25 protein-coding genes and 3 pseudogenes are annotated in these 24,189 nt (G+C 72.9%); 12 read left to right on the top strand and 16 right to left on the bottom strand.

Translation table 11 applies throughout. The annotated features are described in order from the left end of the window. Positions 1–171: 171 nt before the first annotated feature. Positions 172–1,050: a DUF1295 domain-containing protein gene (locus Asi02nite_RS37120; protein WP_203718735.1), complete on the top strand. Its 879-nt coding sequence runs from the start codon at positions 172–174 to the stop codon at positions 1,048–1,050. Positions 1,051–1,058: 8 nt separating this feature from the next. Here Asi02nite_RS37120 and Asi02nite_RS37115 read toward each other — a convergent pair whose 3' ends face one another. Beyond that, positions 1,059–1,322 (bottom strand): hypothetical protein, encoded by a 264-nt coding sequence (locus Asi02nite_RS37115; protein WP_203718734.1) that lies wholly within the window; start codon positions 1,320–1,322, stop codon positions 1,059–1,061. A gap of 112 nt (positions 1,323–1,434) precedes the next feature. On the opposite strand from Asi02nite_RS37115, the gene Asi02nite_RS37110 reads away from it, so the two are divergent. Then, positions 1,435–2,220 carry an ArsR/SmtB family transcription factor gene (locus Asi02nite_RS37110; protein ID WP_203718733.1) on the top strand — a complete coding sequence of 262 codons (786 nt, stop codon included), beginning with the start codon at positions 1,435–1,437 and terminating at the stop codon, positions 2,218–2,220. On the opposite strand, the gene Asi02nite_RS37105 is transcribed toward Asi02nite_RS37110, so the two are convergent. Together Asi02nite_RS37105 and Asi02nite_RS37100 are read right to left on the bottom strand one after the other, a co-directional pair. Next, a complete protein-coding gene (locus Asi02nite_RS37105) occupies positions 2,209–2,565 on the bottom strand; it encodes a YybH family protein (RefSeq protein ID WP_203718732.1) in 357 nt (118 codons plus the stop codon). The two genes, Asi02nite_RS37110 and Asi02nite_RS37105, sit on opposite strands and share 12 nt — an antisense overlap. Further along, complete coding sequence (locus Asi02nite_RS37100) at positions 2,562–2,858, bottom strand: muconolactone Delta-isomerase family protein (RefSeq protein ID WP_203718731.1); 297 nt, start codon at positions 2,856–2,858, stop codon at positions 2,562–2,564. Before Asi02nite_RS37100 ends, Asi02nite_RS37105 begins: the two co-directional genes overlap by 4 nt. Positions 2,859–2,927: 69 nt before the next feature. Between Asi02nite_RS37100 and Asi02nite_RS37095 the strand changes: the two genes are divergently transcribed. The 4 genes and pseudogenes from Asi02nite_RS37095 (at position 2,928) to srmL (ending at position 5,216) form a co-directional block, all read left to right on the top strand. Continuing rightward, positions 2,928–3,164, top strand: a complete 237-nt coding sequence (locus Asi02nite_RS37095) for a helix-turn-helix domain-containing protein (RefSeq protein WP_089248094.1) — start codon at positions 2,928–2,930, stop codon at positions 3,162–3,164. Further along, positions 3,164–3,367: pseudogene (locus tag Asi02nite_RS43030) on the top strand (Clp protease N-terminal domain-containing protein); the annotation flags it as partial. The gene Asi02nite_RS37095 and the pseudogene Asi02nite_RS43030, both read left to right, overlap by 1 nt. A 186-nt stretch (positions 3,368–3,553) precedes the next feature. Further along, a pseudogene (locus Asi02nite_RS43025) lies at positions 3,554–3,739 on the top strand (Clp protease N-terminal domain-containing protein); the annotation flags it as partial. A gap of 394 nt (positions 3,740–4,133) precedes the next feature. Further along, positions 4,134–5,216, top strand: a complete 1,083-nt coding sequence (gene srmL, locus Asi02nite_RS37085) for a PheS-related mystery ligase SrmL (RefSeq protein ID WP_203718729.1) — start codon at positions 4,134–4,136, stop codon at positions 5,214–5,216. Here the strand turns inward: srmL and Asi02nite_RS37080 are convergent. From Asi02nite_RS37080 to Asi02nite_RS37070, 3 genes are read right to left on the bottom strand one after another with little or no spacing between them, the layout of a single operon-like run. Continuing rightward, complete coding sequence (locus Asi02nite_RS37080) at positions 5,213–5,887, bottom strand: HAD family hydrolase (RefSeq protein ID WP_203718728.1); 675 nt, start codon at positions 5,885–5,887, stop codon at positions 5,213–5,215. The genes srmL and Asi02nite_RS37080 overlap by 4 nt on opposite strands. Then, on the bottom strand, positions 5,884–7,353 hold the full coding sequence (locus Asi02nite_RS37075; RefSeq protein WP_203718727.1) for an ATP-binding protein: 1,470 nt from the start codon (positions 7,351–7,353) through the stop codon (positions 5,884–5,886). The genes Asi02nite_RS37080 and Asi02nite_RS37075 overlap by 4 nt, the downstream gene beginning before the upstream one ends. Then, entirely contained in the window at positions 7,350–9,008 is a 1,659-nt protein-coding gene (locus Asi02nite_RS37070; protein WP_203718726.1) for an NAD(P)/FAD-dependent oxidoreductase, read from the bottom strand. The genes Asi02nite_RS37075 and Asi02nite_RS37070 overlap by 4 nt, the downstream gene beginning before the upstream one ends. A 136-nt stretch (positions 9,009–9,144) precedes the next feature. Between Asi02nite_RS37070 and Asi02nite_RS37065 the strand changes: the two genes are divergently transcribed. Together Asi02nite_RS37065 and Asi02nite_RS37060 are read left to right on the top strand one after the other, a co-directional pair. Then, entirely contained in the window at positions 9,145–9,741 is a 597-nt protein-coding gene (locus Asi02nite_RS37065; protein ID WP_203718725.1) for a cysteine hydrolase family protein, read from the top strand. Positions 9,742–9,751: 10 nt separating this feature from the next. Continuing rightward, on the top strand, positions 9,752–10,657 hold the full coding sequence (locus tag Asi02nite_RS37060; protein WP_203718724.1) for a GlxA family transcriptional regulator: 906 nt from the start codon (positions 9,752–9,754) through the stop codon (positions 10,655–10,657). On the opposite strand, the gene Asi02nite_RS37055 is transcribed toward Asi02nite_RS37060, so the two are convergent. From Asi02nite_RS37055 to Asi02nite_RS37045, 3 genes are read right to left on the bottom strand one after another with little or no spacing between them, the layout of a single operon-like run. Then, positions 10,640–11,818 carry a threonine synthase gene (locus tag Asi02nite_RS37055; RefSeq protein WP_203718723.1) on the bottom strand — a complete coding sequence of 393 codons (1,179 nt, stop codon included), beginning with the start codon at positions 11,816–11,818 and terminating at the stop codon, positions 10,640–10,642. The two genes, Asi02nite_RS37060 and Asi02nite_RS37055, sit on opposite strands and share 18 nt — an antisense overlap. 9 nt (positions 11,819–11,827) lie before the next feature. Then, entirely contained in the window at positions 11,828–12,601 is a 774-nt protein-coding gene (locus Asi02nite_RS37050) for a hypothetical protein (protein WP_203718722.1), read from the bottom strand. A gap of 53 nt (positions 12,602–12,654) precedes the next feature. Then, a complete protein-coding gene (locus tag Asi02nite_RS37045) occupies positions 12,655–12,906 on the bottom strand; it encodes a hypothetical protein (RefSeq protein WP_203718721.1) in 252 nt (83 codons plus the stop codon). A 214-nt stretch (positions 12,907–13,120) separates the two neighbouring features. On the opposite strand from Asi02nite_RS37045, the gene Asi02nite_RS42055 reads away from it, so the two are divergent. Next, positions 13,121–14,734, top strand: coding sequence for a serine/threonine-protein kinase (locus tag Asi02nite_RS42055; RefSeq protein WP_239127553.1), 1,614 nt, complete (start codon positions 13,121–13,123; stop codon positions 14,732–14,734). 45 nt (positions 14,735–14,779) lie between these two features. After that, positions 14,780–15,586, top strand: coding sequence for an alpha/beta fold hydrolase (locus tag Asi02nite_RS37035; RefSeq protein ID WP_203718720.1), 807 nt, complete (start codon positions 14,780–14,782; stop codon positions 15,584–15,586). Here Asi02nite_RS37035 and Asi02nite_RS37030 read toward each other — a convergent pair. After that, positions 15,573–16,787 carry a DUF1501 domain-containing protein gene (locus Asi02nite_RS37030; protein WP_203718719.1) on the bottom strand — a complete coding sequence of 405 codons (1,215 nt, stop codon included), beginning with the start codon at positions 16,785–16,787 and terminating at the stop codon, positions 15,573–15,575. The genes Asi02nite_RS37035 and Asi02nite_RS37030 overlap by 14 nt on opposite strands. Before the next feature lie 11 nt (positions 16,788–16,798). Beyond that, entirely contained in the window at positions 16,799–18,100 is a 1,302-nt protein-coding gene (locus tag Asi02nite_RS37025; protein ID WP_203718718.1) for a DUF1800 domain-containing protein, read from the bottom strand. Between the two features lie 87 nt (positions 18,101–18,187). Here Asi02nite_RS37025 and Asi02nite_RS37020 point away from each other — a divergent pair, with 87 nt between their 5' ends. Then, complete coding sequence (locus Asi02nite_RS37020; RefSeq protein WP_203718717.1) at positions 18,188–18,841, top strand: pentapeptide repeat-containing protein; 654 nt, start codon at positions 18,188–18,190, stop codon at positions 18,839–18,841. Here Asi02nite_RS37020 and Asi02nite_RS37015 read toward each other — a convergent pair whose 3' ends face one another. Then, positions 18,842–19,246, bottom strand: a complete 405-nt coding sequence (locus Asi02nite_RS37015) for a hypothetical protein (RefSeq protein ID WP_203718716.1) — start codon at positions 19,244–19,246, stop codon at positions 18,842–18,844. A 52-nt stretch (positions 19,247–19,298) separates the two neighbouring features. After that, positions 19,299–19,694: a hypothetical protein gene (locus Asi02nite_RS37010; RefSeq protein WP_203718715.1), complete on the bottom strand. Its 396-nt coding sequence runs from the start codon at positions 19,692–19,694 to the stop codon at positions 19,299–19,301. Positions 19,695–19,739: 45 nt separating this feature from the next. Between Asi02nite_RS37010 and Asi02nite_RS37005 the strand changes: the two genes are divergently transcribed. Further along, positions 19,740–22,559, top strand: coding sequence for a CHAT domain-containing protein (locus tag Asi02nite_RS37005; RefSeq protein ID WP_203718714.1), 2,820 nt, complete (start codon positions 19,740–19,742; stop codon positions 22,557–22,559). Here Asi02nite_RS37005 and Asi02nite_RS37000 read toward each other — a convergent pair. The 3 genes and pseudogenes from Asi02nite_RS37000 to Asi02nite_RS36990 all read right to left on the bottom strand — a co-directional run. Beyond that, on the bottom strand, positions 22,544–23,008 hold the full coding sequence (locus Asi02nite_RS37000) for an SRPBCC family protein (protein WP_203718713.1): 465 nt from the start codon (positions 23,006–23,008) through the stop codon (positions 22,544–22,546). The genes Asi02nite_RS37005 and Asi02nite_RS37000 overlap by 16 nt on opposite strands. A 44-nt stretch (positions 23,009–23,052) precedes the next feature. Then, on the bottom strand, positions 23,053–23,781 hold the full coding sequence (locus Asi02nite_RS36995; protein WP_203718712.1) for a DinB family protein: 729 nt from the start codon (positions 23,779–23,781) through the stop codon (positions 23,053–23,055). Between the two features lie 91 nt (positions 23,782–23,872). After that, positions 23,873–24,189, bottom strand: a pseudogene (locus tag Asi02nite_RS36990) (hypothetical protein); the annotation flags it as partial.

The raw sequence follows: 24,189 nt of genomic DNA, 5'->3' as shown, positions 1-24,189 counted from the left end.
GGCCAGACCGCCGTGCACGCGCGCGGACGCCTGACACCCCCCGCCCGCGATGCCGGCAGGTTGTGCGGACCGCGCGCCCGGCGCCGGCGGACGGACATCGATCGCGGGCATGGTGTCCGCTCGTCGGGGTGCCTACGATGATCACGAGTTGGCTGGCCGGGAGGGGTATCCGTGGGCGTGCGGACGGTGTCGCGGACCGCGTCGTTGGGTGTCGTGGTCGTTGCCTACCTGCTCGCGCTCGGCGCGGCCTGGGGTGTCGTGATCGCGGCGCCTCCTTCCTGGCATCCGTTGCTGACCGCGTTCGTCGCCGACCTGGTAGCGACGCTGCTCGTCTTCGCGCTGTCGATGGTGTTCGACAACGCGAGCCTCTACGACCCGTACTGGAGCGTCGCCCCGCCCGTCGTCGCCGCCTGGTGGGTCGCCGTCTCCGGCACCGGTGACGGGCTGCGCCAGGCCGTCGTGCTGCTGCTGATCGTCGTCTGGGCGGTGCGGCTGACCGGGAACTGGGCCTACGGCTGGCGCGGCCTGCACCAGGTCGACTGGCGCTACGACCAGTTGCGCGCCACCCGCGGCCGGGTGCCGTGGTGGGTGGTCAACCTGGGCGGCATCCAGCTCATGCCCACGCTCGTGGTCTATCTCGGTCTGCTCTCCGTCTGGCCCGCCCTCGCCGGCTCACGTCCCTTCGGTTGGCTCGATGTGGTCGCCACGGCGGTGACCGCCGGCGCGATCGCGCTGGAGGCCATGGCGGATCTGCAACTGCACCGCTTCGCGGCCGCGGCGGAGAACCGCGGCCGCATTCTGGCGACCGGAGTGTGGCGGCGCACGCGCCACCCCAACTACCTGGGCGAGATCGCGCTCTGGTGGGGGCTGTGGCTCTTCGGGCTGGCCGCGGCGCCGACCTGGTGGTGGACCCTGGTCGGGCCGGTGGCCATGGTGGTGCTCTTCAAAGCCGCGAGCATCCCGCTGATGGACCGCCGGTCGCTGGCCCGCCGCGGCGGCTATGCCGACCACATGCGCGAGGTACCTGCGCTGCTCCCCCGCCTGCGCTGACCGCCTCGTCACCTCAACACACCGAGCCCAGCACCCACACCGGCCAACCGGCCGATCACGGCGCTGCCTTCTGCGCCGAAGCCGAGCACCGCGCCGCCAATGACGCCGCACCCGGCGCCGAGCACCCCTCCGCGTCCCGCGCCCAGCACCGCGCCGAACAGCCCGCCGAGCACCGCCCCGCCAGACGCCGGACGTCGCCCCGCCGCACCCCATTGCGGGCCGTCGCCCCAAGGACCGCCTTCGCCACCCCAGGTGGCCGTCTCCGTATTCATGCAGGCAGATTAGAACGTACGTACGACAGTTTTGGGCGCCCTTGACATGCAGCCACAAGGCTGCCTATCGTCAAAAGGCAGCCAGATGGCTGCATAAGAGGTGAGAGATCACGTGGACCTGGTGTTCAAGGCGCTGGCCGACCCCAGCCGCCGGCAGTTGCTCGACTCGCTCAACGCGCGCAACGGGCAGACCCTGCGCGAGCTCTGCGCCGGCCTCGACATGGCGCGCCAGTCGGTGAGCAAGCATCTCGCCGTACTCGAGGCCGCCGATCTGGTCACGACCACCCGGCGCGGCCGGGAGAAGCTGCACCACCTCAACGCCGCGCCGATCAACGCGATCGCCGACCGCTGGATCGAGCGGTACGACCGCGGCCGGGCGCAGGCCCTCGCCGACCTCAAGACCGCATTGGAGCGAAAGCCGATGGGTACGAACGACTTCGTCTACACCACCTACATCAACACCACGCCGGAACGGCTGTGGCAGGCGCTCACGGATCCGGCCTTCACGAAGCGCTACTGGGGCACGGAGTTCGACACCGACTGGAAGCCCGGCTCCCCCATGGTCTGGCGGCCCGAGGGCGCCCGGATCGCCGACCCCGAGCAGGTGGTGCTGGAGTCCGAGCCGCACCGGCGCCTCTCGTACACCTGGCACACCTTCACCGACGAGTGGGCCACGGCGTCCGGCATGAGCGAGGCCGACCGCGCGGCGTTCGCCGCCGAGCCACGGTCCACAGTGACCTTCGAGCTGGAGCCGGCCGGCACCGCGGTCAAGCTCACCGTGACCCACGGCGGGTTCCCGCCGGACAGCGCCGTCCGCAAGGCGGTCAACGGCGGCTGGCCGCACATCGTCTCCGGCCTCAAGACCCTGCTGGAGACCGGCGAGCCGCTACAGGCGTGACACCTGGTAGTGACTGATCGACCAGCCGTCCCCGACCCGGCGCACGATCACGCTCAGGCTGACCGTCAGGGTCGGCCGGTCGGTGAACGCGAAGTCGACGCTCAGGTAACCGAGCACGAGGTCGTCGGCGAGCCGCCGGGTCTCCCGGATCTCGTACGCGGCGGTCATGCCGAGAGGCTGCGAATCGTAGTACGCGGCGACGCTGGCGGGCCCCACCGAATACGGGTGCAGACCCTGGAAGATCGCATCGTCGGTGAAGTACGAGGCGACGCGGTGGGGCTCGTGGGCGTCGACGGCCGACTTCCACCGGTCCAGCACGCCACGCAGGATCTGCTGCTCGCTCATGATCGAAGCCCGGGGTCGTTGGGGTGTGGCGACAGCGGCGTCACGGTGTCCTGCCGCCAGGCCCGCAACGGCATCGACGCGAGTACGGCCTCGAGCCGCTCGGCGTCGTCGGCACAGAAGAGGCCCCAGCTGCGCCACTGCCCGGGCTGAAGCGGCGGCCGCCACAACCGCAGCAGACTCCCCTGCGCCGCGAGCTCGGCCGACCGCACGGCTTCCCGGGCACGCATGTCGGCGATCTCGTCGTCCGAGGTCCCCGCCGGCACCGTGGTCACCATGTCGACAAGAAATTCCACGCCTCCACGGTACGCCGAGCGCGTCAACCAGGGTTGACAACGGCCGAGCTGTCAACGTACATTGACAGCATGACTCAGGCAGTGGACCTCGCCGCCGCCGCGAGCAGCACCGACCCCAAGGTCGGGTTGCGCGCGGTGCTGGCCCTGCGCCGCCTCCTCGAGAGCCTGGAGACGGTGCAGGTCGACAACGCGCGGGCGCAGGGGTGGTCGTGGCAGGACATCGCCGCCGCACTCGAGGTGAGCCGGCAGGCCGTACACAAGAAGCACGCCGGGCGTCCGGTCGTGCGACCGTCACAGGAGGCGTGATGTTCGAGCGGTTCACCGACCGGGCACGATCGGTCGTCAAGGGCGCCGTGGCCGAGTCGCGCGCGATGCGACACGACAAGGTCGGCACGGAGCACCTGCTCCTGGCGATGCTCGACGAGGAGAGCGAGGGCGGCAACGGCGTAGCCGGCCGCGTGCTGCGCGGCGCGGGCGTCACCGCGAGCGACATCCGCACCCGCATCGAGTCGCACGTGGGCACGCGAGCGCTCGGCGACGCCGATGCGGAAGCACTACGGCAGATCGGGATCGACCTGGAAGCGGTACGCAAGAAGGTAGAGGCCGCGTTCGGCGAAGGCGCCCTGCGCCCACCGGCCCGACCGCACTCGCGGGGCCTGTTCGGCTTCCGCAACCGCCGCTACTACCGCGGCGGCCCGTTCTCCCCGCGCGCGAAGAAGGTCCTGGAACTCTCGCTCCGCGAGGCGATCCGCTTGAAGCACAAGCACATCGGCACCGAACACGTCCTCCTCGGCCTGCTCCGCGAGGGCGAGGGCCTGGGAACGCTGGTGCTGGTCGAATCGGGCGTCGAGATCGAAGCCATGCGCCGCCGCGTCATCGAGGAAACCCAGGCGGCGGCCTGACGACGGGGCCGCGGGGCGCGGCACGACCGCGCCCCCGGCCCCGCCAGGAGCCGCGCGCGGCTCATACGCTCATCCGCAGGACGATGACCGAGACCGAGACGCCATCGGCGGGTGGGCGACCGAATCCCGAACCAGCCGGCATGTCCGGAGACCGGGACCATCGCAAATCGGTGGCCGCACCGCATAGACTGGGCGTGTGATGTGTCAGGTCGTGCGATTTAGCTGCCCCCGGGTGACCGGTGGGTTGGTTGTCGTGCGCTGATCTCCAAGCGTGTCCCGCGTCCGCGGGAGAGCACGAAACCCCCGGCCCAGCCCGGGGGTTTCCGCGTTTTCAGCCCTGCTCTCCCCAAACACCCGTGAGGACACACCGGCCATGACCTACCTGACCCCTGCCCAACTCCGAACCGCCCTCGCCCGCCGCGATCTCACCGATCCGGAGCAGGGTGAGCACGCCATCCAGCACGTCGTCGACGCCATAGAGAGCGCCCTCCGACGACGCTGGGGCATTCCCGTGCGGCGTGATCCCGGCGGGCCCGTCGTCTCGATCAAGGACAACTACGATCGCCTGCGGTACGACGGTGACGCCGTCACGCGGGATCGGCGATACAGCCGGTACGTCGACCGTGAGCGGATGTTGCGGTCGCACACCACCGCCCGCATCCCGGCGTTGCTTGACCAGCGCCAACCGAGAACCGACGAGCTGCTGAGCGTGCCCGGCATGTGCTACCGCCGGGACGCGATCGACCGGCAGCACGTCGGCGAGCCCCACCAACTCGACCTGTGGCGGGTCCGCGACAACGGCGACCCGCTGGCAGAGCGCGACCTCACCGAGATGATCGCGACCGTGGTCGACGCCGTCCTCCCCGGCCGGCGCATCGAGACACCGCCCAGCGTCCATCCCTACACACTGGACGGACGCGAGATCTACGTCGACGGCGTCGAGATCGGCGAGTGCGGCATCGCCCACCCGGAGGTCATCCCCACCGGCACCACCGGGCTCGCGATGGGGCTCGGACTCGACCGGATCACCATGCTGGTCAAGGGGATCGACGACATCCGGCTGCTGCGCGCCGAGGATCCACGGATCGCGAGCCAGCTACGCGACCTCGCCCCGTACCGTCGGGTCTCCGGCATGCCGCCCACCACCCGCGACCTCTCGCTCGCGGTCGCCGGCGACCGCGACGCCGAGCAACTCGGCGATCAGGTCCGTGCGGTCCTCGGTGACGACGCGGCCGCCATCGAGGAGATCGAGGTGCGGAGCGAGACGGGCTGGGCGGACCTGCCCGAGTCGGCCCGCCGGCGGATGGGCCTCCGACAAGGGCAGAAGAACGTGCTCCTGCGCCTCGTCCTGCGCGACCTCACCCACACACTGTCCACAGCGGAGGCCAACGCCATCCGTGACCGGGTCTACGAGGCGCTGCACGAGGGCAGCGCGCACGAGTGGGCCAACCGCTAGAGCAGCACCGCGGGCAGGTCGAAGATCGAGGACAACCGGTCGCCCGGCGGGACGGCGGAGTGCCGGGCCGCCGGGTCGATCAGGAACGAGCGCATCCCGAGCGAGCGCGGCCCGAAGTAGTCGGCCGACGGGTTGTCGCCCACGAACACCGCCGCCGAGGCCGGGATGCCCAGCCGGGTCAGCGCCGACTCGTAGATGGCCGGCGCCGGCTTGCGTACGCCCAGCTCGACCGACGTCACGACCGCGTCGATCAACCCGGCCACGCCCATCGCCGCCAGATGGGCCGGCACCAGGTCGGGCTCGTGCGTGTTGGACACGACCGCGAGCCGGTATCGGCCGGCCAGCGACGACAACAAGACCTCGATGCCGGGCAGGTAGCGCACGCCCTCGTTCCACTCGGCGATGTAGACGTCGACGAACGCCGCCAACTCGGTGGGCGAGGCGTCGGGCAGGAACGACCCGGCCACGTCCAGCATCGAGAACTCGCGGTGCGACGAGAAGCACCGCGACTCCCAGGCCATCCAGACGGAGTCCCAGCGGGTCAGGAACTCGTCGGCCGACATCGGCCGGCCCAGCGCGGTCGCCATGGCCGCCGACTTCACCGGCGCCGGCGCGTGGCCGTCGTCGTAGTCGACCAGCGTGCCGAAGAAGTCGAAGAGGATATGGCTCATTCGGCTTCGTCGGCGGGCTCGACCCGGTCGTCGGGATCGATCGGCAGCACGACGTGGAACCAGGTCTCCCCCGGCTTGGTGTCGACGCGGATGTCGCCGTGGTGCTTGTTGACGACGATCCGGTAGGAGATGTCGAGACCCAGCCCCGTGCCCTCGCCCACCGGCTTGGTGGTGAAGAACGGTTCGAAGATCCGCGGCCGGACGTCCTTGGGGATGCCCGGCCCGGTGTCACCGATCGAGACGACCAGGTTGTCGCCCTCGCGGGACGTGCGGACCGTCAGCGTGCCGGACTCGCCCATCGCCCCGATCGCGTTGTCGATCAGGTTGGTCCACACCTGGTTGAGCTCGGCCGCGTAGGCCGGGATGTCGGGCAGCGACCGGTCGTATTCCTTGACCAGCTTGATGCCCGGCGGGAACTTGGCGTGCAGCATCACCAGCGTCGCGTGCAGCAACTCGTGCACGTTGACCGTCTGGTGCGGCGCCCGGTCGAGCTGTGAGTATTGCTTGGCCGCCGCGACCAGCGACGAGATCCGGGTGACCGACTCGTCGATCTCGGTCATCAGCTGCTCGGTGTCGAGCGTGTAGGTCAGCCAGCGCAACGCGTTCTCGAAGTTGTCTGGACCGACGTCGGTGCGCACCTTCTCGAGGAACTCGGTGTCGACCGCACCGGACACCAGCGTCGGGGCGATGTCCCAGGCGCCCGTGATGTCGTGCTCCTCGAGCCAGTCGCCGACCTCGTCCTCGGCGTCGCTGGTCTGCATCGGGGTCAGCTCCGGCGCGCTCGCGGCCCGCTTGATCGCCTCTTCCTGGAGGCCGACCAGCGCGTGCAGCCGCGTGCCGTCGATGCGGCCGTCGGCGATCAGGGCGAGCTTGTGCCGCATGCCGGTGAACCGGGTACGCAGCACCGACGTCGCCCGCACCGCCGCGGCGGCCGGGTTGTTGAGCTCGTGGGTCAGGCCGGCCGACAGCGAGCCCAGGGCCAGCAGCCGCTCGCGCTCGCTGACCATGGTCTGCATCGAGCGCATGCCGAAGAACAGGCCCTCGAGCAGGTGCATGGCCATCGGGAACCAGTCGCGCAGCACGGTGGCCAGCTCGTCGGCGGGTAGCTGGTAGACCTCGACGTCGGAGATCGCGAGCATGCTGTTGAGGTAGATCTGCGGGATCTTCTCGATGTAGGCCTGCGTCGCGCCCGCGTAGGCACCCACCTGGTCGGTGCGGGTCGTCTCGATCTCGTCGCCGCGGACCTGGCGGTTGAGCGCCACCGTGCCGCTGAGCAGGACGTAGAAGCAGGTCGCCTCCTCGCCCTCGCGGTAGACGTAGGTGCCGCCCGCGTAGTGCTCGACGGAGCCGTGGCTGGCGAGGAAGTCGAGCTGCTCGGCGTCGAGCTTCTCGAACAGGAAGAGCTTGCGCAGCTCCGCCGGCGAGAGCCGGTCGCCCTCCGCGTGCCCGGCTAGTTCGGTGCTCATTGTGCCTCCAGATAACGGTGCACCAGGGAGATGGCCATCGCGCCCTCGCCGACCGCGGACGCCACCCGCTTGACCGAGTCGGAGCGGACGTCGCCCGCGGCGAACACGCCGGGGACGCTGCATTCGAGGTGGTAGGGGTCGCGGGGCAGGGACCAGCCGACCGGGCGGTTGCCGGCCGCGATCAGGTCGGGACCGGTGATCACGAAGCCGCGGTCGTCGCGCGTGATCACCCCGTCGAGCCAGTCGGTGCGCGGCTCGGCGCCGATGAAGATGAACAGCCACGACGTGTCGACCGGCCGCGTCTGGCCGTCGCGGGTGTCGCGCAGCACCAGCCGCTCGAGGTGGTCGTCGCCGCCCGCCTCGCAGACCTCCGTGAACGGGTGGACGTCGATGTTGTCGTGGCTCTCGATCTGGTCGATCAGGTAGCGGGACATCGTGCGGGTGAGGCTGTCGCCCCGGACCAGGATGTGCACGCGGTGGGCGTAACGCGCGAAGTAGACGGCGGCCTGGCCGGCGGAGTTGGCCCCGCCGACGATGTAGACCTCCTGGCCGGAGCAGCTCGGCGCCTCGGTGGCCGCCGAGCCGTAGAAGACGCCCCGGCCCCGGAAGTCGCCGACGCCGGGCGCCTCCAGCATGCGGTAGGAGACGCCGGTGGCGAGCACGACGGCGTGCGAGGCCACCTCGCTGCCGTCGCCGAACCGGAGCACGCGGGTCGTGCCGCGCACGTCGAGCTCGGTCGCCTCGCGGGTGGTCAGCAGCTCGGCGCCGAACCGCACCGCCTGGCGGCGGGCCCGCTCGGCGAGCTGTGACCCGGAGACCCCGTCGGGAAAGCCCAGGTAGTTTTCGATGCGGCTGCTCTGCCCTGCCTGGCCACCGGTGGCGTGCCGCTCGACCAGCAGCGTGCGCAGCCCCTCGGAGGCGCCGTAGACGGCCGCCCCCAGCCCCGCGGGGCCGGCGCCGACGACCACCAGGTCGTAGAAGTCCTTGGCCGGCGTGGTGGACAACCCCACGTGGGTGGCCAGGTCGCTCTCGGACGGCTGGACCAGCGACTTGCCCTCCGGCGTGATCACCAGCGGCACGTCGGCCTCGGTGAGGCCGGCCGCCGCCAGCAGCCGGGCGCCCTCGGGCTCGTCCGACAGATACCACCGGTAGGGCACCAGGTTGCGGGCCAGGAAGTCGCGGACCTTGAACGACGGGGCCGACCAGCGGTGGCCGACCACGCGCGTCACGGTCGCCGCGGCCTCGGGCGTGCTCGTCCACGCCTCGAGCAGCGAGTCGAGCACCGGGTAGAGCTTCTCCTCCGGCGGGTTCCACGGCTTGAGCAGGTAGTGGTCGAGATCGACCCGGTTTATCGCGTCGATCGCGGCGTCGGTGTCGGCGTAGGCCGTGAGCAGCACCCGCCGCGCCCGGGGAAAGAGGTCCATCGCGGCTTCGAGGAACTCGATGCCGTTCATGTGCGGCATGCGGAAGTCGGCCAGCAGGACGGCCACCTGGTCGCCGCGGAGCTTGATCTCCTTGAGCGCCTCGAGCGCCTCCGCGCCCGAGTTGGCACGGACGACCCGGTAACGGTCGCCGTATTGACGGCGCACGTCACGGGCGACGGCCCGGGAGACGGCAAGGTCGTCGTCGACGGTGAGGATCGCCGGATTCGCCATGACACCAATGAAAGCACTAGTAGGAGCAGAGCCGTCGCCGCCTGTGGACAGCGCCGCGGGAGCGTGACCGGATCCGTCCGGAGGCGGACCCGATCCGGCCTTCCGCGACGACCCGCCACACGGCGACGATCAGGACATGAACCGCGCACTGTTCGTCATCGACGCCCAGGAGTCCTTCCACCAGCGGGAGATCTGGCGGGCCGGCTCGAATCCCGACTTCGTACCCAACGTCAACACCCTGGTCGACTATTTCCGGGCGAGCGGCGACCTGGTCATCTGGGTGCTGCACAGCGAGCCCGGCACCGGCGGCGTGTTCGACCCGGCCAACGGCCACGTCCGGCTCCTCGACGGCATCCGCCCGCCGCACGACGGCGAGCCCACGTTGATCAAGACCTCGCACAACGTCTTCACCACCACCAACGCCGGCCAGTTCCTCACGCAGCGGCGCGTCCACGACCTCACGGTCTGCGGCATCCGCACCGAGCAGTGCGTCGAGACGACGGCCCGGGTGGGCGGGGATCTGGGGTACGCCGTCACGTTCGTCACGGACGCGACGCTCACCTTCCCGATCCCCCACCGCGACGCGGCCGGCGCGAGCGTCGACGAGATCCTCGCCGACCCCCGTACCCTCGGCGTCGAGGCGATCGTCACGCGCACCGAGCGGGTCCTCGACGGCCGGTTCGCCACCGTCCGCACGATCGCCGAGATCGCCGGGGCCGCGCTCGTGGGATGATGACCGGATCGTGACCACCGTCAGCTTCCTGCTCGTGCCCGGCCTGCACCTGCTCGACCTCGCCGGGCCCGCGCAGGTCTTCTCCACCGCGCGGGACCTCGACCTCCACTACCGCCTGGCGTACGTGGCCGAGCAGCCGGACGTCCCGACCGCGCAAGGGGTCTGCGTCCACGCCGAGACCACCCTGCCGCGGCTGCGACCCGGCGATCTCCTGATCGTGCCCGGCTGGCGCTCGCCGACCCTGCGCGGCACCGGCGCGCTCACCCCGCAGACGCTCGACTGGGTCGCGGCCCATCACCGCGCCGGCGGCACGGTCGCCAGCGTCTGCTCCGGCGCCGACGTGCTCGGCCGGGCGGGCCTGCTCGACGGCCGCCGCTGCACCACCCATCACGGCCTCCAGGACGAGCTCGCGAAGCGCTACCGGCGGGCGACCGTCGTCCGCGACGTGCTCTACGTCGTCGACGGGCGGGTGGTCACCTCGGCGGGCATCGCCAGCGGCATCGACCTCGCGCTGCACCTGATCGCGACGCGGCACGGGCCGGCGGCCGCGGCCCGGATCGCCCGCGAGATGGTCGTCTACGCGCGCCGCAACGGCGACGAGCGGCAGAGCAGCGCGATGCTGCGGCACCGCGGCCACCTCAGCGACGCGGTGCACAAGGTCCAGGACCTGATCGACCAGCGGTACGCGCAGCGCCTGCCACTGGCCGACCTCGCCGGCGCCGGCGGGGTCAGCGAGCGCACGCTGACCCGGCAGTTCACCCGGGCGACCGGACTGACCCCGCTCGCCTACCAGCAGGCACTGCGGCTGGAGCGGGCCGAGCACCTGATCGGCCACGGCAGCACGGTCCAGGCGGCCGCCCGCGCGGTCGGCTTCGACGACCCCCGCATGCTGCGCCGGCTACGCGCCCGGGGCTGAGATCGTCTCCGGGTACTTGATGCCCGCGCCCGTGTTCAGCACGACCACCTCGTCGCTCGCGGACAGCCAGCCGCTGTCGCGCAGGGTGCGGGCGGCGGTCAGGCAGGCCGCGCCCTCCGGGCAGAGCAGCAGCCCCTCGTGCTCCCCGAACGCGCGCAGGTCGGCCAGGATCTCCGCGTCGTCGACGGCGAGGGCCGTGCCACCGGTCGCGGTGAGCGCGTCCAGGATCAGCTCGTCGCCGAGCGGTGCCGGGACGGTGATGCCGAACGCGACGGTACGGGCGTCCGCCCACGGCTCGGCCCGGTGGGCGCCGGCCGCGAACGCCCGCACGATCGGCGCGCAGCCCGTCGACTGCACCGCCACCAGGCGCGGCAGCCGGTCGCCGATCCAGCCCAGCGCCCGCAGCTCGGTCAGGGCCTTGTGGATGCCGATCAGCCCGACCCCGCCACCGGTCGGATAGATGATCACATCGGGCACCCGCCAGCCGAGCTGCTCGCAGATCTCGAGCCCCATCGTCTTCTTGCCCTCGAGGCGGTAGGGCTCCCGCAGCGTGCCCGCGTCGAAGATGCCGCCGCCCGACGCCGCGATCAGCTCGGCGACCAGCCGGCCGGCGTCGTTGATCAACCCGTCGACCAGGATCAGCTCGCCGCCCGCGGCGACCACCTCGTTGCGGGTGATGGTCGGCGCGCCGAGCGGCATCGCGATCGTCGACCGCAGCCCGCCGCGGGCCGCGTAGGTCGCCCAGGCCGCCCCCGCGTTGCCGTTGGTCGGCATCGCGACGTGCCGGGCGCCGAGCTCGCGGGCCCGGGAGACGCCGACCGCGGCACCGCGCGCCTTGAACGAGCCGGTCGGCACCAGCCCCTCGTCCTTGACCAGCAGGCGTTCCAGCCCGATGTGGCCGCCGAACCGGGACGCCGGCCAGAGCGGTGTCCAGCCCTCGCCCAGCGTCACCCGATGCGCGTCGTCCCGCACCGGCAGCAGCTCGCGGTAGCGCCAGAGATCGGCGCCCCGGCCGGCGAACGCCGCGGGGGTGACGGCGGCCCGCACCGCGTCGAGGTCGTAGCGGGCCAGCAGCGGCGATCCGCAGTCACAGAGGTTGGCCAGCACCTCGGCGTCGTGCTTGCGGTCGCACCGGGGGCAGTCGAGGTGCGTGAGGAACATCCGGCTAACTTAGCGGGCCACGGCGGTACGCAGGCGCTGCCGCCGGCGGTCCGGATCCGCCGCCGCGTCCGGCCGCAGCAGGTGCCGCACGCCGTGTGCCCGCTCGGCGGCCGCGATGGCCTCGGCCCGCAGGCTGCGGGCGGCCGCGGCCGCCGACTCCGCCGCGGTCCAGGCGATCCGCTCCTCGCGGGCCGCGGTGCGCTCGGCGGCGCCCAGGGTGTCGCGGATCGCCCGGCGCAGCATCGCCTCCTGCTCGGCCGGGTGGCGGCGCGGGTCCCAGCCGTTGCGGTGCGCGAGCGCGTCGTTGAGGTCCAACAAGGACAGTTCATTGTGGGCACAGGCCGACATGGCGGCGCGGTGGAGCCAGCGCTCGCGTTCCGCGTACTCCTGCGGGGTCTGCGGGGTGGCCGGCGCGGGCAGCAACGCGGCCGCGGAGAGCCGGCGGGCGGCCTGCTCCGCCCGGTCGAAGGCCGCCCAGGCCCGCTCGGCGGCGTCCTGCGCGGCGAGCCAGGTGTCGTGCCGGCGGCGCGCGGACGCCTCGGCGCGCGTGGCCGCGACGGCCACCTCCTCGGCGTAACGGACGAGTTCGGCGGCGGCGGTGGCGCGCCGCTCACGGCGGATCCGGGCGGCGCGCAATCGGGTGCGCAGCCGGGGACGACGCGGGCCGCGCGGCCCGACCATCCGCAGGCCCGAGATCGCCAGGACGGAGAGGACGAGCAGGATCGACCAGATGGCGGCGGCGCGCGGGACGCCGACGTAGAAGAGTTCCAGGACGCTGTGCACGGGACACCTCACCGGGGTGGCGTTGGAGGGGACGACGGGGGCCGAGCGTGGGCTCAGCGGGCGGGGGTGTCGTCTCCGGCCGGTGGGGCGCGGGGTGCGGAACGCTCGGGGTCCGCGGCGGGGTGCGGCCGGGTCGGGGTGGTGGTGACCCGGGTCGGCGCGGCGGCGGTGTCGGCCGGGACCGCCTCGATCATGGTGGCGGGCGCCACGGCCTCGACCGGCCGGGCACCGTCCGGAGCTTCCGCGGTGACGGACGCCACGGTCGCCGTCGGCGGCTCCGATGCCGGCGTGGCGGTGGAAGACACGCCGATGCCTACGGCTAGCGCCAAAGCGGCCAAACCAGTCAGAACCCGCACAGAGCGGCGCACGACCCGGCGGAGAGGCCGGATCAGCACGTCGCGAAGCACCTGGCCAACCTACCTTGTCCGGGCCAACAAGGCATCTTCCGGTCATCACGGGCGTCGATGGGAGTCCCGTCGCCGGGATGCCATTTCGGCGCGTAGTTGGCAAGCTGTGCGGGTGCGGTCCCAACAGGTCCTGGACGGGCGATACCGACTCGACGACCGGCTCGGTGCCGGCGGCATGTCGGTCGTCTGGCGCGCGCACGACCTCGTGCTGCAGCGCTCCGTCGCCGTCAAGGTGCTGGCCACCCGGCATGCCGTCAGCGTCGCCGCCCGTCAGCGGATCCGCGCCGAGGCCCGGGCCGCCGCCCGCCTCTGGCACCCCCACGTGACGGGCGTCTTCGACTACGGCGAGACGGTCGACGACGACGGCACCAAGGTTCCCTACGTGGTGATGGAGCTGCTGCCCGGGCGCACGCTGCACCAACGCCTCGAGGACGGCCCTCTGCCGCCGCGGGTGGCGCTGCGTACCCTCTCCGAGGTCGCCTCCGCCCTGGCCGCGGCGCACGCGCAGGACCTGGTGCACCGCGACGTCAAGCCGTCCAACGTGATGCTCACCCCGTCGGGCGCGAAGGTCGTCGACTTCGGCATCGCGGCGGTGGTCGGCCGCGACGAGCTCGAGGCCGACGGGCTGCTCCTCGGCACGCCGGCCTACCTGGCGCCGGAGCGGCTCACCCTGGGGCAGGTCTCACCCGCGTCCGACGTGTACGCGCTGGGCCTGCTGATCTACCGGGCGCTGACCAACCGGCTGCCCTGGGAGGCCGACACCACGACCCAGATGATCGACGCGCACGTGTACGTGGAGCCCGAGCCGTTGCCGCCCCTCGACGGCGTGCCGGCGGAGGTCAACGCGATCTGCGACCGGTGCCTCGCCAAGGAGCCCGGCGACCGGCCCGACGCCGCCGAGGTGTCCGCCGTGCTGGCCGTCGCCGCCGGCATCGTGCCGCCGCCGCAGGACGACGACCCGGCGCTGGCCGGGCTGGTCGCCGCGATGGCGGCCGCGACCACCGACGCCGTCGCCGCGCCGCCGGTCGCCGCCGACGTCGTCGACACCGGGCGGCCGGCGGTCGATCCCGAGCTGACCACCGAGGTGGTCGCCGCGTCGCCCAAGCCCGTCCGGCGCCCCGATCGCCGGCGGACGGCGGTGCTCGCCGGGGCGGGCGTGGCGCTGATCGCCGGGGCGGTCGCGGCGGCGCTGATCGTGCCCAACGAGCCGCCCGGCGGCACCGCGGACGCGGCCGGCACCGGGACGCCCACGGTGACCGTCTCGCCGACGCCGGCCGGCACGTCGCCGGTGGGCGCGACGGGAACTCCTGGGCCGACCACGGGCGACGGCGATCCGGGTACGAGCGAGGGCTCCGGTTCCGGATCCGGCTCGGATTCCGGCTCCGGCAACAGCACCGGCAACGGCTCCGGTTCGGGTTCCGGCAACGGTTCCGGCTCGGGTTCCGGCAACGGCTCGGGGTCTGGCAACGGCTCCGGGTCCGGGTCCGAGCCCGACGAGCCCGAGGACGAGCCGGAGCCCCCCGACCCGGGGCCGACGCCCGGCCGCTCGGTCGAGCTCGAGCTTCCCCTGCTGGGCATCTCGGTCACCGCCCGCTGCGTCGGCGACCAGGTCCAGGTGCTCTCCCCCGCCGCACACCGGTCCGGTCCACAGGACCGCGTCACCGTCACGGTCGGCCTGTTGAGCGTCAGCCTCGGCTGCCGCAACGGCCTGCCCAGCGTCCTGTAGAGCGGCGCCACCCGCGGATCGCCGACCGGGGGTAGGGTCGGCCGCGTGACCAAGGAGTTCGATCTCGACCTCGGCGGCGGTCAGCAGCTCCACGTCTACGACACCGGCCGGCCCGCCCCGCACACGGTGTTCTGGCACCACGGCACGCCCAACCTCGGCGCCCCGCCGGTCCCGCTGCTGGGCGAGGAGATCCGCTGGGTCTCCTACGACCGCCCCGGCTACGGCACCTCGACCCGCACACCGGGCCGCGACGTCTCCTCCGCCGCCCGCTACACGACCGCGATCGCCGACCTGCTCGGCCTCGACGAGTTCGGGGTGGTCGGGCACTCCGGCGGCGGCCCGCACGCGCTCGCCACGGCGGCTCTCCTGCCCGACCGCGTCACGGCGGTGGTCGTCGGCTCCAGCCTCGCGCCGTGGGGCGCCGACGGGCTCGACTGGTTCGCCGGGATGGCGCCGGGTGCCGCCGGCGCGCACCGCGCCTCGCTCGCGGGCACCCGCGAGGGCTACGCCTCCGACGACCCGGACATCGGGTTCTGCGACGCCGACGACGACGCCCTGGCGACCGACTGGGCCTGGATGCTCGACGTCGTGCGGCCGGCCATCGCCCAGGGCCCCGAAGCCGCGGTCGACGACGACCTCGCCTACACGGCGCCGTGGGGCTTCGACCCGGCGACGATCACGGCGCCGGTGCTCCTGGTGGCCGGTGCGCGCGACCGGATGGTGCCGCCGACACACAGCGCCTGGCTCGCCGAGCGGATCCCGGGCGCGACGCTGCGGGTCTCCGATGTGGACGGACATGTCTCCGTCCTGCGGCGGTTCCCCGAGGCGTTGGCCTGGCTCACGAGCCGATGAGCGCGAGCCGGCCGTCCCAGCCGCCGAGCACCTGGGCCGGGTCGGCGCGGAGCACGTCGGCGAGCAGTGTGCCGTACACGTCGCGGAAGTCCACCGTGTGCTTCAGGTCACCGTCGTCCAGGTCGGTCAGGCTGGGCTGCTCGCCGTGCAGCCCGCCGCGCACGCCCGAGCCGAGCACGAACACGTTCGACGCGGTGCCGTGGTCGGTGCCGTCGCTGGCGTTGGCCCGCACCCGCCGGCCGAACTCCGAGTAGACCGCGACCGTCACCGGGCGGCCGGCCATCCGGTCGGCGAACGCGGTCACCGCCTTGTCCACCTTGGCCAGCAGGATCTCCTGCAGCTGCCGCTCGTCGGCGTGGGTGTCGAAGCCGCCGAGCGACACCGAGAACGCCCGGGTGGACACCCCGGCCTCCACGCACTGCGCCACGAGGTCGAGTTGGGTGCCGAGATCGGAACGCCCGCCGGTGCCGGTCGCCGGGTCGGTGTCGTCGTCCGCCTCGCGCCGGCCCGCCTCCTCCGCCTCGCGTACCGTCGTCATCATCTGGTCGACCCGTTCCAGGTCGGCGAAGCAGCGGGCGGCGCGCGCCTGGAGCGGCGCCTCACCCGGGGACGACGCGCCCAGCCCGGTCACGCCGGCCGCCCGGCGCCGCGGACCGGTCTCGACGGCCGCGCCCGCACTGGTCGCACCGGCGAGCAGCGGCGGCAGCGCCGGCTCGAAGCTGACCGCGAGACGCGGGTCGCCGCCGGCGGTGTCCAGCCAGCGGCCGAGCCAGCCGGTGGTGCCCGGGCGGACCGGGTCGGCCGTCTGCCAGATGTCCATCGACCGGAAATGGCTGCGGTCCGGCTTCGGATAACCCACGCCGCGGACGACCGCGAGCCGGCCCTCGGTGAAGAGACGGTGGAAGCCCGTCAGCGCCGGGTTGAGGCCGGTCTCGTCGTCGAGCCGCAGCACCTCGCCCGCGTCGTAGGCGATGTCCGGGCGGGCGTCCTGGTAGGCCGCGTCGGCGAAGGGCACCACCGTGTTGAGCCCGTCGTTGCCGCCGTAGAGCGTGACCAGCACGAGCGTGCCCGCGTCCGCCGGCCGGTCGCCGGCCGTGCCGAGGATGTCGTCGAGCGTGTACGCGGCGGCACCGGCCGCCAGCGCGCCCGCGCCGACCACGCCGCTCGCGATCAGGAACTTCCGCCGGGTGAGCGTATCCATCGACCTGCTCCTCAGTGGACGGTGTATTCAGGACTGACGAGGCCGAGCTGGATCAGCCGTTCGGGCTTGCCGGCCGCCTCCGTGAGCACGGCCCGGGTGCGGTCGGTCCAGCCGTCGACGACCAGCAGCCGGGCGAGGGCGTCGGGGCGGCCCTGGGCCGGCGCGGCCGCGAGCCGCTCGCGCACCGCCGGCGCGGCCCACGCCGCGAACTGCTCGGCCGCCCGCAGCCGCACCTGCAGCGAGCTCGTGGTCAGCCAGGCCGCCCCGGCCGGCCAGCCGCCCACGCTCGGCGGCCGCAGGGGTGTCTGGTCGAGCCCGTTGAGCACGTTGACCAGCTGCTTCGGTGCCTGCTCCCCGCGCGTCGACGGGCGGATGCCGAGCTGGCGCAGGGCGCCGACCGCCCATTCCACGGGCTGCTTGACGAGCTGACCGCTGGTGCCCGCGAAGGCCGGGTCGGTGAACAGCGCGCGCAGCAGGTCGTCGACGTGGCGGCGGGCGGCGAACGCGGCGCCCAGGCGGTCGCGTACCTCTGCCGGGATGGGCTCGCCGCTGCCGAACCGGAACCAGAGCCGTTGCGCCAGGAAGGTCGCGGCGGCCGGCTCGTTCGCGACCAGCGCCGCGAACCCGTCGGCGTCGAACGCCGCGGTGCGCCCGAGGATCGTCTTCGCGCCCTTGTCGTGCCGGCGCGCCGCGAACCGCGCGGTGCCGGCCACCCGATCGACGGTCCAGCCGGTCAACGCCCGGGCGCCGGCCTTGACGTCACTCTCGGCGTAGCTGCCGATGCCGAGCGTGAACAGCTCCATCAGCTCGCGCGCGAGGTTCTCGTTGGGCGCCTTGGCGGTGTTCTTCTGCCCGTCGAGCCAGAGGATGAGCGCGGGGTCCCGGACCATCCGCTGGACGAACGCCGCGTACCCGCCCCGCCCGTGGTCCCGGAAGGTCTGCTGTTGGCCCAGCATCAGCCGCGCGACCTTCACCTTCTGCGCGCTGGTCGCCCAGTGCCCGTGCCAGAAGAACACCAGCTTCTCCGCGAGCTGGTGCTCGGTGGCGACCATCCGGTCGAGCCACCAGTCGACGGCCGACGTGACCTCTTTGCGCCGCTGCTGGTTGGCCTGCTGGCGCTGCTCGCGGGTGGCGTCCTTGCCAGGGCCCGGATCGGCGGCGAAGACGGGCGCGCCCGGGTCACGCTCGGCCGGCCGCAGCAGCCGTTCGAGGGTGGCGTCGTAGCCGGCCCGCTCGCCGGCGTCGACCTCCTCGGCGGTCGGCCCGAACGTGGCGCGGCGCAACAGGTGAGCGATCCTCGCGCGGTCAGCCATGTTCGGCAGGCTAAGGCATCGACGTACGAGCAATGTAAGGGTGTTGTCAGCCGCCGGTCCGGTGGCGCTGCCGCTACGGTGGACGGCGTGTCCGCACCGCGCCCGCCCGCCGAACCCCGCCTGGCCGCCCTGTCCCCGGGCGCGGAGCCGCTGGAGCACGAGGCGCTGCTGCGCCGGCTGTCCTTCACCGGTGTCGACCTCGCCGGCGCGGAGGCCGAGGCGGTGGAGTTCGAGCAGTGCCGGTTCACGCGCACGCCGCTCGCCTCGGCCGTCCTCGACCAGCCCCGCTTCACCGACTGCCTCGCCGAGCACTGTGACTGGGCCAACGCCCGCCTGACGAAGCCGGCGCTGACGCGGACGCGGTTCGTCCAGGTGCGCCTGACCGGCGCCCAGTGCACTGCCGGCACGCTGCGCGACGTGACGTTCGACGGCTGCCGCGCCGACCTGGCGGCGTTCCGGTTCTCGTCGTTCGCCCACGTGCGGTTCGTCGACTGCAAACTGACCGGGGCCGACTTCACGGGCGCCGACCTGCGCCGCGCGGAGTTCGCCGGCTGCGACCTGAGCGCGGCCCAGTTCTCCGACGCGAAGTGCGCCGGCGCCCGCTTCACCGACTGCGACCTGTCGGGCCTCGGCGGCGTGCTGAGCCTGGCGGGCGCGACCATCGCCGCCGACGACCTGGCCGCCCTGTCGCAGACCTTCGCCCGGGCCCTGGGCATCACGGTCGTGCCGGCGGGCCGCTGATCACCGCACGGTGAGGTCGGCCTCGGTCAGGCGGCGTCCGATGGCCTTCTTGCGGCGGTTGACCACGCCCGCGAAGTTCACCAGCACGCCGAGATAGTTGACGGTGCTCGAGGCCCACATGTCCACGAAGGACCCGCCGCCCGGTGCCGGCTCGACGTCGATGGACATCGTGATGCCACCGCGCACTCCGCGCCGACGCATGTTGATGTCGCCCGGGCCGCCCGTCGACGTCCACAGCACGGCGCGCGGCCCCGCGAACGCCTCGCGCACCACCTGCACGACCGTCGCCGGGTCATGGGTGGTCTCGACGCGGGTGGTGGCGACGGCGTTGCGTGACTCGACGAACTGCCACACCACGAAGCCGATCAGACCGGCGACGACCAGGAAACACAGAAAACCTTCCACAGCTCGATCCCTTCCGTGCGTACGAAACCCGACGGCGACGCCGCGGGTCGGCTCAGGTGTCCTGCTTCTGGATCTCGTGCACGCGCTGCATCTCGTAGCCGGTCATCATGGCCGTGGGCAGGCCGCGCGACCGTTTGAACTCGATGCCCGCGTCGATCAGGGGCAGCGCGCCGGGGATCCGCAGGCACTCGCAGCCGTACATCTCCCAGACGAGCCGCGCGGCACCGAACGTCGCGAAGCCGCCCTGGTCACCCGCCACGACGGCGCGCAACGCGGTGAGGAAGCCGTCGCGGTCGCTCGTCGCCCAGCCGTGCAGCGACCCGATGCGGTCCCACATGTCGCCGCCGTCGATGCCGCTTCTCGTCACGTCGAACGAGTGCCGGCCGAACCTCTCCAGCCATCGCGGCATGTCGTCCGGCAGCCGCGGCCGGCGATCGCGTCTGAACATTCCCATGCCTGACTCTGACGGACCGCTGTCCGTCAGAGTCAGGCGATGGCCAGACGACCACCGCGGACCTCCTACGGCTACCTCGCCCCGCCCGACGCGCGGGTGAAGGGCTGGGAGTGCCGCGACGACGGGTGCGGGACCGGTGACCAACCGGCACCGCCGTCCTGGCCGCACCCGTGCCGCCTCTGTGGACGGCCGACCGACCCCACCTTCGAGGAGCCGTGGGCGCACGACGCCCGGATCCACCTGATCCGGCACCAGCTGCGCAGCCCCGACCGCTACGAACGGGAGCGCGCGCGGATCGAGCAGCACGTCTGGGCGTACAAGGAAGCCTGTTTCCAAGGGGACGCGGCGGCCGCGGCCGCCGCCTGGCAGGCCTTCCGCGCGAACCGGCCGGCCCGCTGGCAGGAGTCCGACACCTGGTGGATCGCGTCGACGGCGTTGTACGAGATGGTCAGCCTGTCGGCCGTGTTCGACGACCTCGAGCCGGCGGCGGACGAGCTGATGGAGTGCTATCCCCACGTCGACACCCGCGACGTCGAGGACGACAACACCCGGCGGACGATCTCGCGCACCTTCGTCTCGATGTGCGTCGAGTGGCTCAAGAGCGAGGCGGCGATCGACCACCCGCGCGAGGCGGAGATCTACGGCGCCATGCGTGACGTGGCGGCGCGCATCGAGAGCGTGCTGATGGACCACCACCATCGCGGTTTCCAGGAGCTCGCCGAGAAGCGGGCGATGCACCGCTCCCGGGCCGGCATGGCCGCGGTCCGCCGGTCGGCCGGGGTCGCGTTCGACGGCCTGCCGCCCGTCGCCTGGCCGGCCCGCGGTGCGGCCCAGGACCTCGCCCGCGTGGACGCGGCGATCGCCGCCGCGGAGACCCACGACGACCTCGGCCCGCTCGACGACCTCGTCCGGCGGCTGGGCGACCCCGCCCTCGTGCATCTGGCCCGCGCCCGGCGGCACGTGGTGACCGGCGACCTCGACGCGGCCCTCGGCGAGCTCGACGCGGGCGCGCAGCGGGGCGGCCGGGTCCTGCCGCAGACCCTGGCCACCGCCGGGCTGCTGCTGGCCCGGCGGGATCCCGCCGACCTGGACCGCGCGATCGCGTGGTGCCGGACCGGCCGGGCGGCGGGCCTGCGCTGGTGGCGCCGGACCACCGCGGCCGACGCGAGCCTGGCGCGGCTGCTGCTGTGGCGGGCCCTGCGGTCCGAGGCCGCGCCGGCCGGCGGGCTGGCCGAGGCGCGTGAGGCGGAACGGCTGATGAGGCGGCGCTGCCGGCCCTGGCGCGGCCCCGACGCGGACGACCGGCTCTTGCTGCAGGAGGCGCTGGCGGCGCGGGAGGCGCTCACCGGCCGGCCCAGCGACGAGCGCCGCCACCAGGCCTGGCGGGCGTCGGTCGACGGGCCGTGGAGCGCACCCGAGAAGGCCCGGCTCGCGGTGGCGTGGGCGGAGTGGGCGGTCGGGACCCGCGTGGCGGAGTTCGCCGCGGAGGCGTACCAGCATCTCGTGACACTGGCCACACAGGACGCTGTCGCCCGGCAGGGCGCGGCGGCGAAGCAGCGGGTGCTGGCTTCGGCCCAGGAGTACGCGGAGGAGGCCGGCTACTGGCTGGCCCGCACCGGGCGGTACCGCGAGGCGGCGATCGCGCTGGAGACCGGGCGGGCGGTCAACCTGACCGAGGTCCTGGGCCGGGCCGCCTCCGGGGCCGAGTTCTCCGTCGGCTACGACGAGATCGCCGCCGAGACCGACGACGGGGCCCTCGTCTACCTCGCGGCGGCGAAGGCCGGCGGCTACGCACTCGTGGTCGCGGGGCGGCACGACCCGCAGTACGTCGACCTGCCCAAGCTCGACCGGGCCACGGTGGCGGGCATCGTCGGGCGGGTCCAGCCCGAGGCCGTCGGCGTCGTGCGGCTGGCGACCCACCGTGAGATCGCGCCGGCCGGGCCGCCCGCGGTCCAGCCGATGGCCGCCGCCCTGCGGACGATGTGGCACGCCGGGATCGGCGAGATCCTCCTCTTCTTCGCGCGGGGAGACGTCGTCACGCTCGTACCCGTGGGCCTGTTCAGCCTGCTGCCGCTGCACGCGGTCGGCGATCCGGGGATGCCCGGCGACGAGCGCGCGGAGGGGCGGCACGCGGGGAGGTTCTCGGCGATCCGGTACGCGCCGAACGCCCGCACCCTCCGGCGGTGCCGGGAGGCCCTGGCCGGTGACGGCGCGGGGACCCTGCTCGCGATCGACGTGCCGAAGGGATCCGGCGTCGATTCCCCGCTGCGGTACGTCGCACGGGAGACGGCCGAGATCACCCGGCGTTGGACGGGCGGTTCGGCCCAGCCGATCCACGACTGCACCTGGGCGGAGTTCCGCGCCGCCGCCGACGCCCACACCAGCTGGCATGTCGCCTGTCACGGTGCGACCGAGCCCGCCTCCATCCTGGACAGTCGCCTGTACTTCGCCGACCGCCAGGTCACGTTGGCGGAACTGCTGCGGACGCTGCGGCCCGGCCGCCGGCGCCTGGCCGTGCTGTCGGCCTGCCAGACCAACCTCAGCGGCTCGGCGATGCCGAACGAGGCGGTCGGCCTGCCCTCGGCGCTGATCCAACTCGGCTTCGCCGGCGTGATCGCCACCGCCTGGGCGGTCGACGACCTGGCCACCACGTACCTGATGACGGTCTTCTACCACGCGTGGTGCCAGGAGGGCCGCGAACCGGTGGTGGCGCTCAACCTGGCCCAGCAATGGCTACGCGGTGCGCGCCACGCGGACCTGCTCGCCCTGCTGCCCGACGTCACCCCTGCCGGCGGGCCGGGCGAGTTCCCCTATGCGGACCCGATCTACTGGGCGGCGTTCGCCTACACCGGCGCCTGACGGCCGGCCCACTCGCCGAGCCGGCGCATCATCAGGTCCAACCGCCGCCGGTACTCGGCGCTCAGTTGCCTGTCCATTCCCGCCTGGACGCCCGCCGGAAGGTCGGCCCAGAACTCCTGGGTGAGCCGGCACGAGCCGGGCCCGAGGGGTTCGAGGCTGAGGGCGCTCCAGGTAGGACAGACGCCGACCAGCCCGCGCGTCACCGCCCGGCGCCCGGGTTCGTGCTCGATGACCTCGTGCAGCACGCCGACCCGCCCGGCCGGCGTCCGCTCGACGACGGCCTGGATCTCGCCGAGCCCCCGACGGCCCGGGAGCGCCGCGGCCACATCCACCGAGTCGGAGATCGTGAACGAGGACACCGGGTCCCACAGGAAGTCGAAGGTCGCCTCCGCACTGCGCGGCAGGTCGACGCTGGCGCGCTCGCGTACCTGAATGGTTCTGGTCGTCACCCTGACCAGGCGGAAGCGTGTGGGCACGCCGCATTCTGTCAGGATCAGGCGGCCGGCGGGGCCTCGATCGCGTCGAGGTCACGGACGGCGAACCGGTGATGCTCCCATTCCTCTTCGAGGATCACGTGCAGGCAGGAGCGTACGGTCTCCGGATGGTCCGGGTTGTGGGGGTTCTTCCGCGGTGCGTCCAGATCCTCGGCGGTGACGTGGGCCAGGAAGTCACGCACCATGGCCATGCGGTCGGCGCGCGCGACGAGCACCTCGGCATAGTCAGTCGTGGCGGTGGTGTCGCCGCCGTGTTTCAGCCCGAGGGGATGGAACGGCTGCGCGGCCTCCATGATCCCGCGCCCGAGCCAGACGTCGGTGGCGTGCACGAGGTGCCGGAGCGTCTGGGCGAACGACCACTCACCGGCGACGGAGACGTCGACGGTCCCGGCCGGCGCGGCGGCGGCGCGTCGGAGGGTGGCGGCCCAGGTGCGCTCGAGTGCGTCCCAGGCGGCGCGCAGCCCGTCGGGATCCTGGGCGCGCCGCACTTCCCGGCCGGGAAACCGCTGGTTGAGCTGCCCCTCGACGAACGACACGACGTCGACACCGTTGACCAGCAACGTGCTCCCTGGTTCGAAGAGCCACGGGGCGTCAATGTCGCCTCCGGCGATGTCGACGCCCCGCATCACGACGCGAGACAGGTCTGACTCGACAAACCGTGCGCCACTCAGATCGACGCCCCGGAACTCGGCGCTCACCAGATCGTCGGACTCACCGAAGTTGGCCATGCGTTCCTCCCGTCGAGCGGCCATGACGCGAAGCGCGGGCCACAGGGCAGAAGCGTACGGCGACCAGCGATACGTCCGTACGCGACGGAATCTAGCTCGCGAACAGCGCCCTGACCGCGATGGCGACGAACAACCAGACGACGTACGCGCCTACCACCACGCCGATCATGGCCAACACCTTGACCACCGGGTGCAGCGGCCTGCGCGCCACCTTCAGGTTCAACCATGTGCCCGCGCCGCCGACGGCACCACCGACGAGGCCACCGAGCGCGATGAGGACGAGCGGCAGCAGCGACAGGACGAGCTGCCACCAACGAAGCCCGCGAAACGCACGCCAACGATCGCCCTTCTCGAGCGCGTCGTTCGACAGATACGGTGAAGCCATCGAGTCCCCTTGCCAGTGAGTGT

The organism is Asanoa siamensis, from assembly GCF_016862555.1.
Classification (GTDB): domain Bacteria; phylum Actinomycetota; class Actinomycetes; order Mycobacteriales; family Micromonosporaceae; genus Asanoa; species Asanoa siamensis.
The sequence above is the reverse complement of the archived record's forward strand: the minus strand, read 5'-3'. Positions and strand labels throughout refer to the sequence as shown.

Bases quoted from the DNA above. Each gene is read 5' to 3' on its own strand.
- Asi02nite_RS37115 (WP_203718734.1), bottom strand. From the start codon at position 1,322: ATGAATACGGAGACGGCCACCTGGGGTGGCGAAGGCGGTCCTTGGGGC.
- Asi02nite_RS37105 (WP_203718732.1), bottom strand. From the start codon at position 2,565: ATGAGCGAGCAGCAGATCCTGCGTGGCGTGCTGGACCGGTGGAAGTCG.
- Asi02nite_RS37095 (WP_089248094.1), top strand. From the start codon at position 2,928: ATGACTCAGGCAGTGGACCTCGCCGCCGCCGCGAGCAGCACCGACCCC.
- srmL (WP_203718729.1), top strand. From the start codon at position 4,134: ATGACCTACCTGACCCCTGCCCAACTCCGAACCGCCCTCGCCCGCCGC.
- Asi02nite_RS37080 (WP_203718728.1), bottom strand. From the start codon at position 5,887: ATGAGCCATATCCTCTTCGACTTCTTCGGCACGCTGGTCGACTACGAC.
- Asi02nite_RS37075 (WP_203718727.1), bottom strand. From the start codon at position 7,353: ATGAGCACCGAACTAGCCGGGCACGCGGAGGGCGACCGGCTCTCGCCG.
- Asi02nite_RS37070 (WP_203718726.1), bottom strand. From the start codon at position 9,008: ATGGCGAATCCGGCGATCCTCACCGTCGACGACGACCTTGCCGTCTCC.
- Asi02nite_RS37065 (WP_203718725.1), top strand. From the start codon at position 9,145: ATGAACCGCGCACTGTTCGTCATCGACGCCCAGGAGTCCTTCCACCAG.
- Asi02nite_RS37055 (WP_203718723.1), bottom strand. From the start codon at position 11,818: ATGTTCCTCACGCACCTCGACTGCCCCCGGTGCGACCGCAAGCACGAC.
- Asi02nite_RS37030 (WP_203718719.1), bottom strand. From the start codon at position 16,787: ATGGATACGCTCACCCGGCGGAAGTTCCTGATCGCGAGCGGCGTGGTC.
- Asi02nite_RS37025 (WP_203718718.1), bottom strand. From the start codon at position 18,100: ATGGCTGACCGCGCGAGGATCGCTCACCTGTTGCGCCGCGCCACGTTC.
- Asi02nite_RS37010 (WP_203718715.1), bottom strand. From the start codon at position 19,694: ATGTTCAGACGCGATCGCCGGCCGCGGCTGCCGGACGACATGCCGCGA.
- Asi02nite_RS37005 (WP_203718714.1), top strand. From the start codon at position 19,740: ATGGCCAGACGACCACCGCGGACCTCCTACGGCTACCTCGCCCCGCCC.
- Asi02nite_RS36995 (WP_203718712.1), bottom strand. From the start codon at position 23,781: ATGGCCAACTTCGGTGAGTCCGACGATCTGGTGAGCGCCGAGTTCCGG.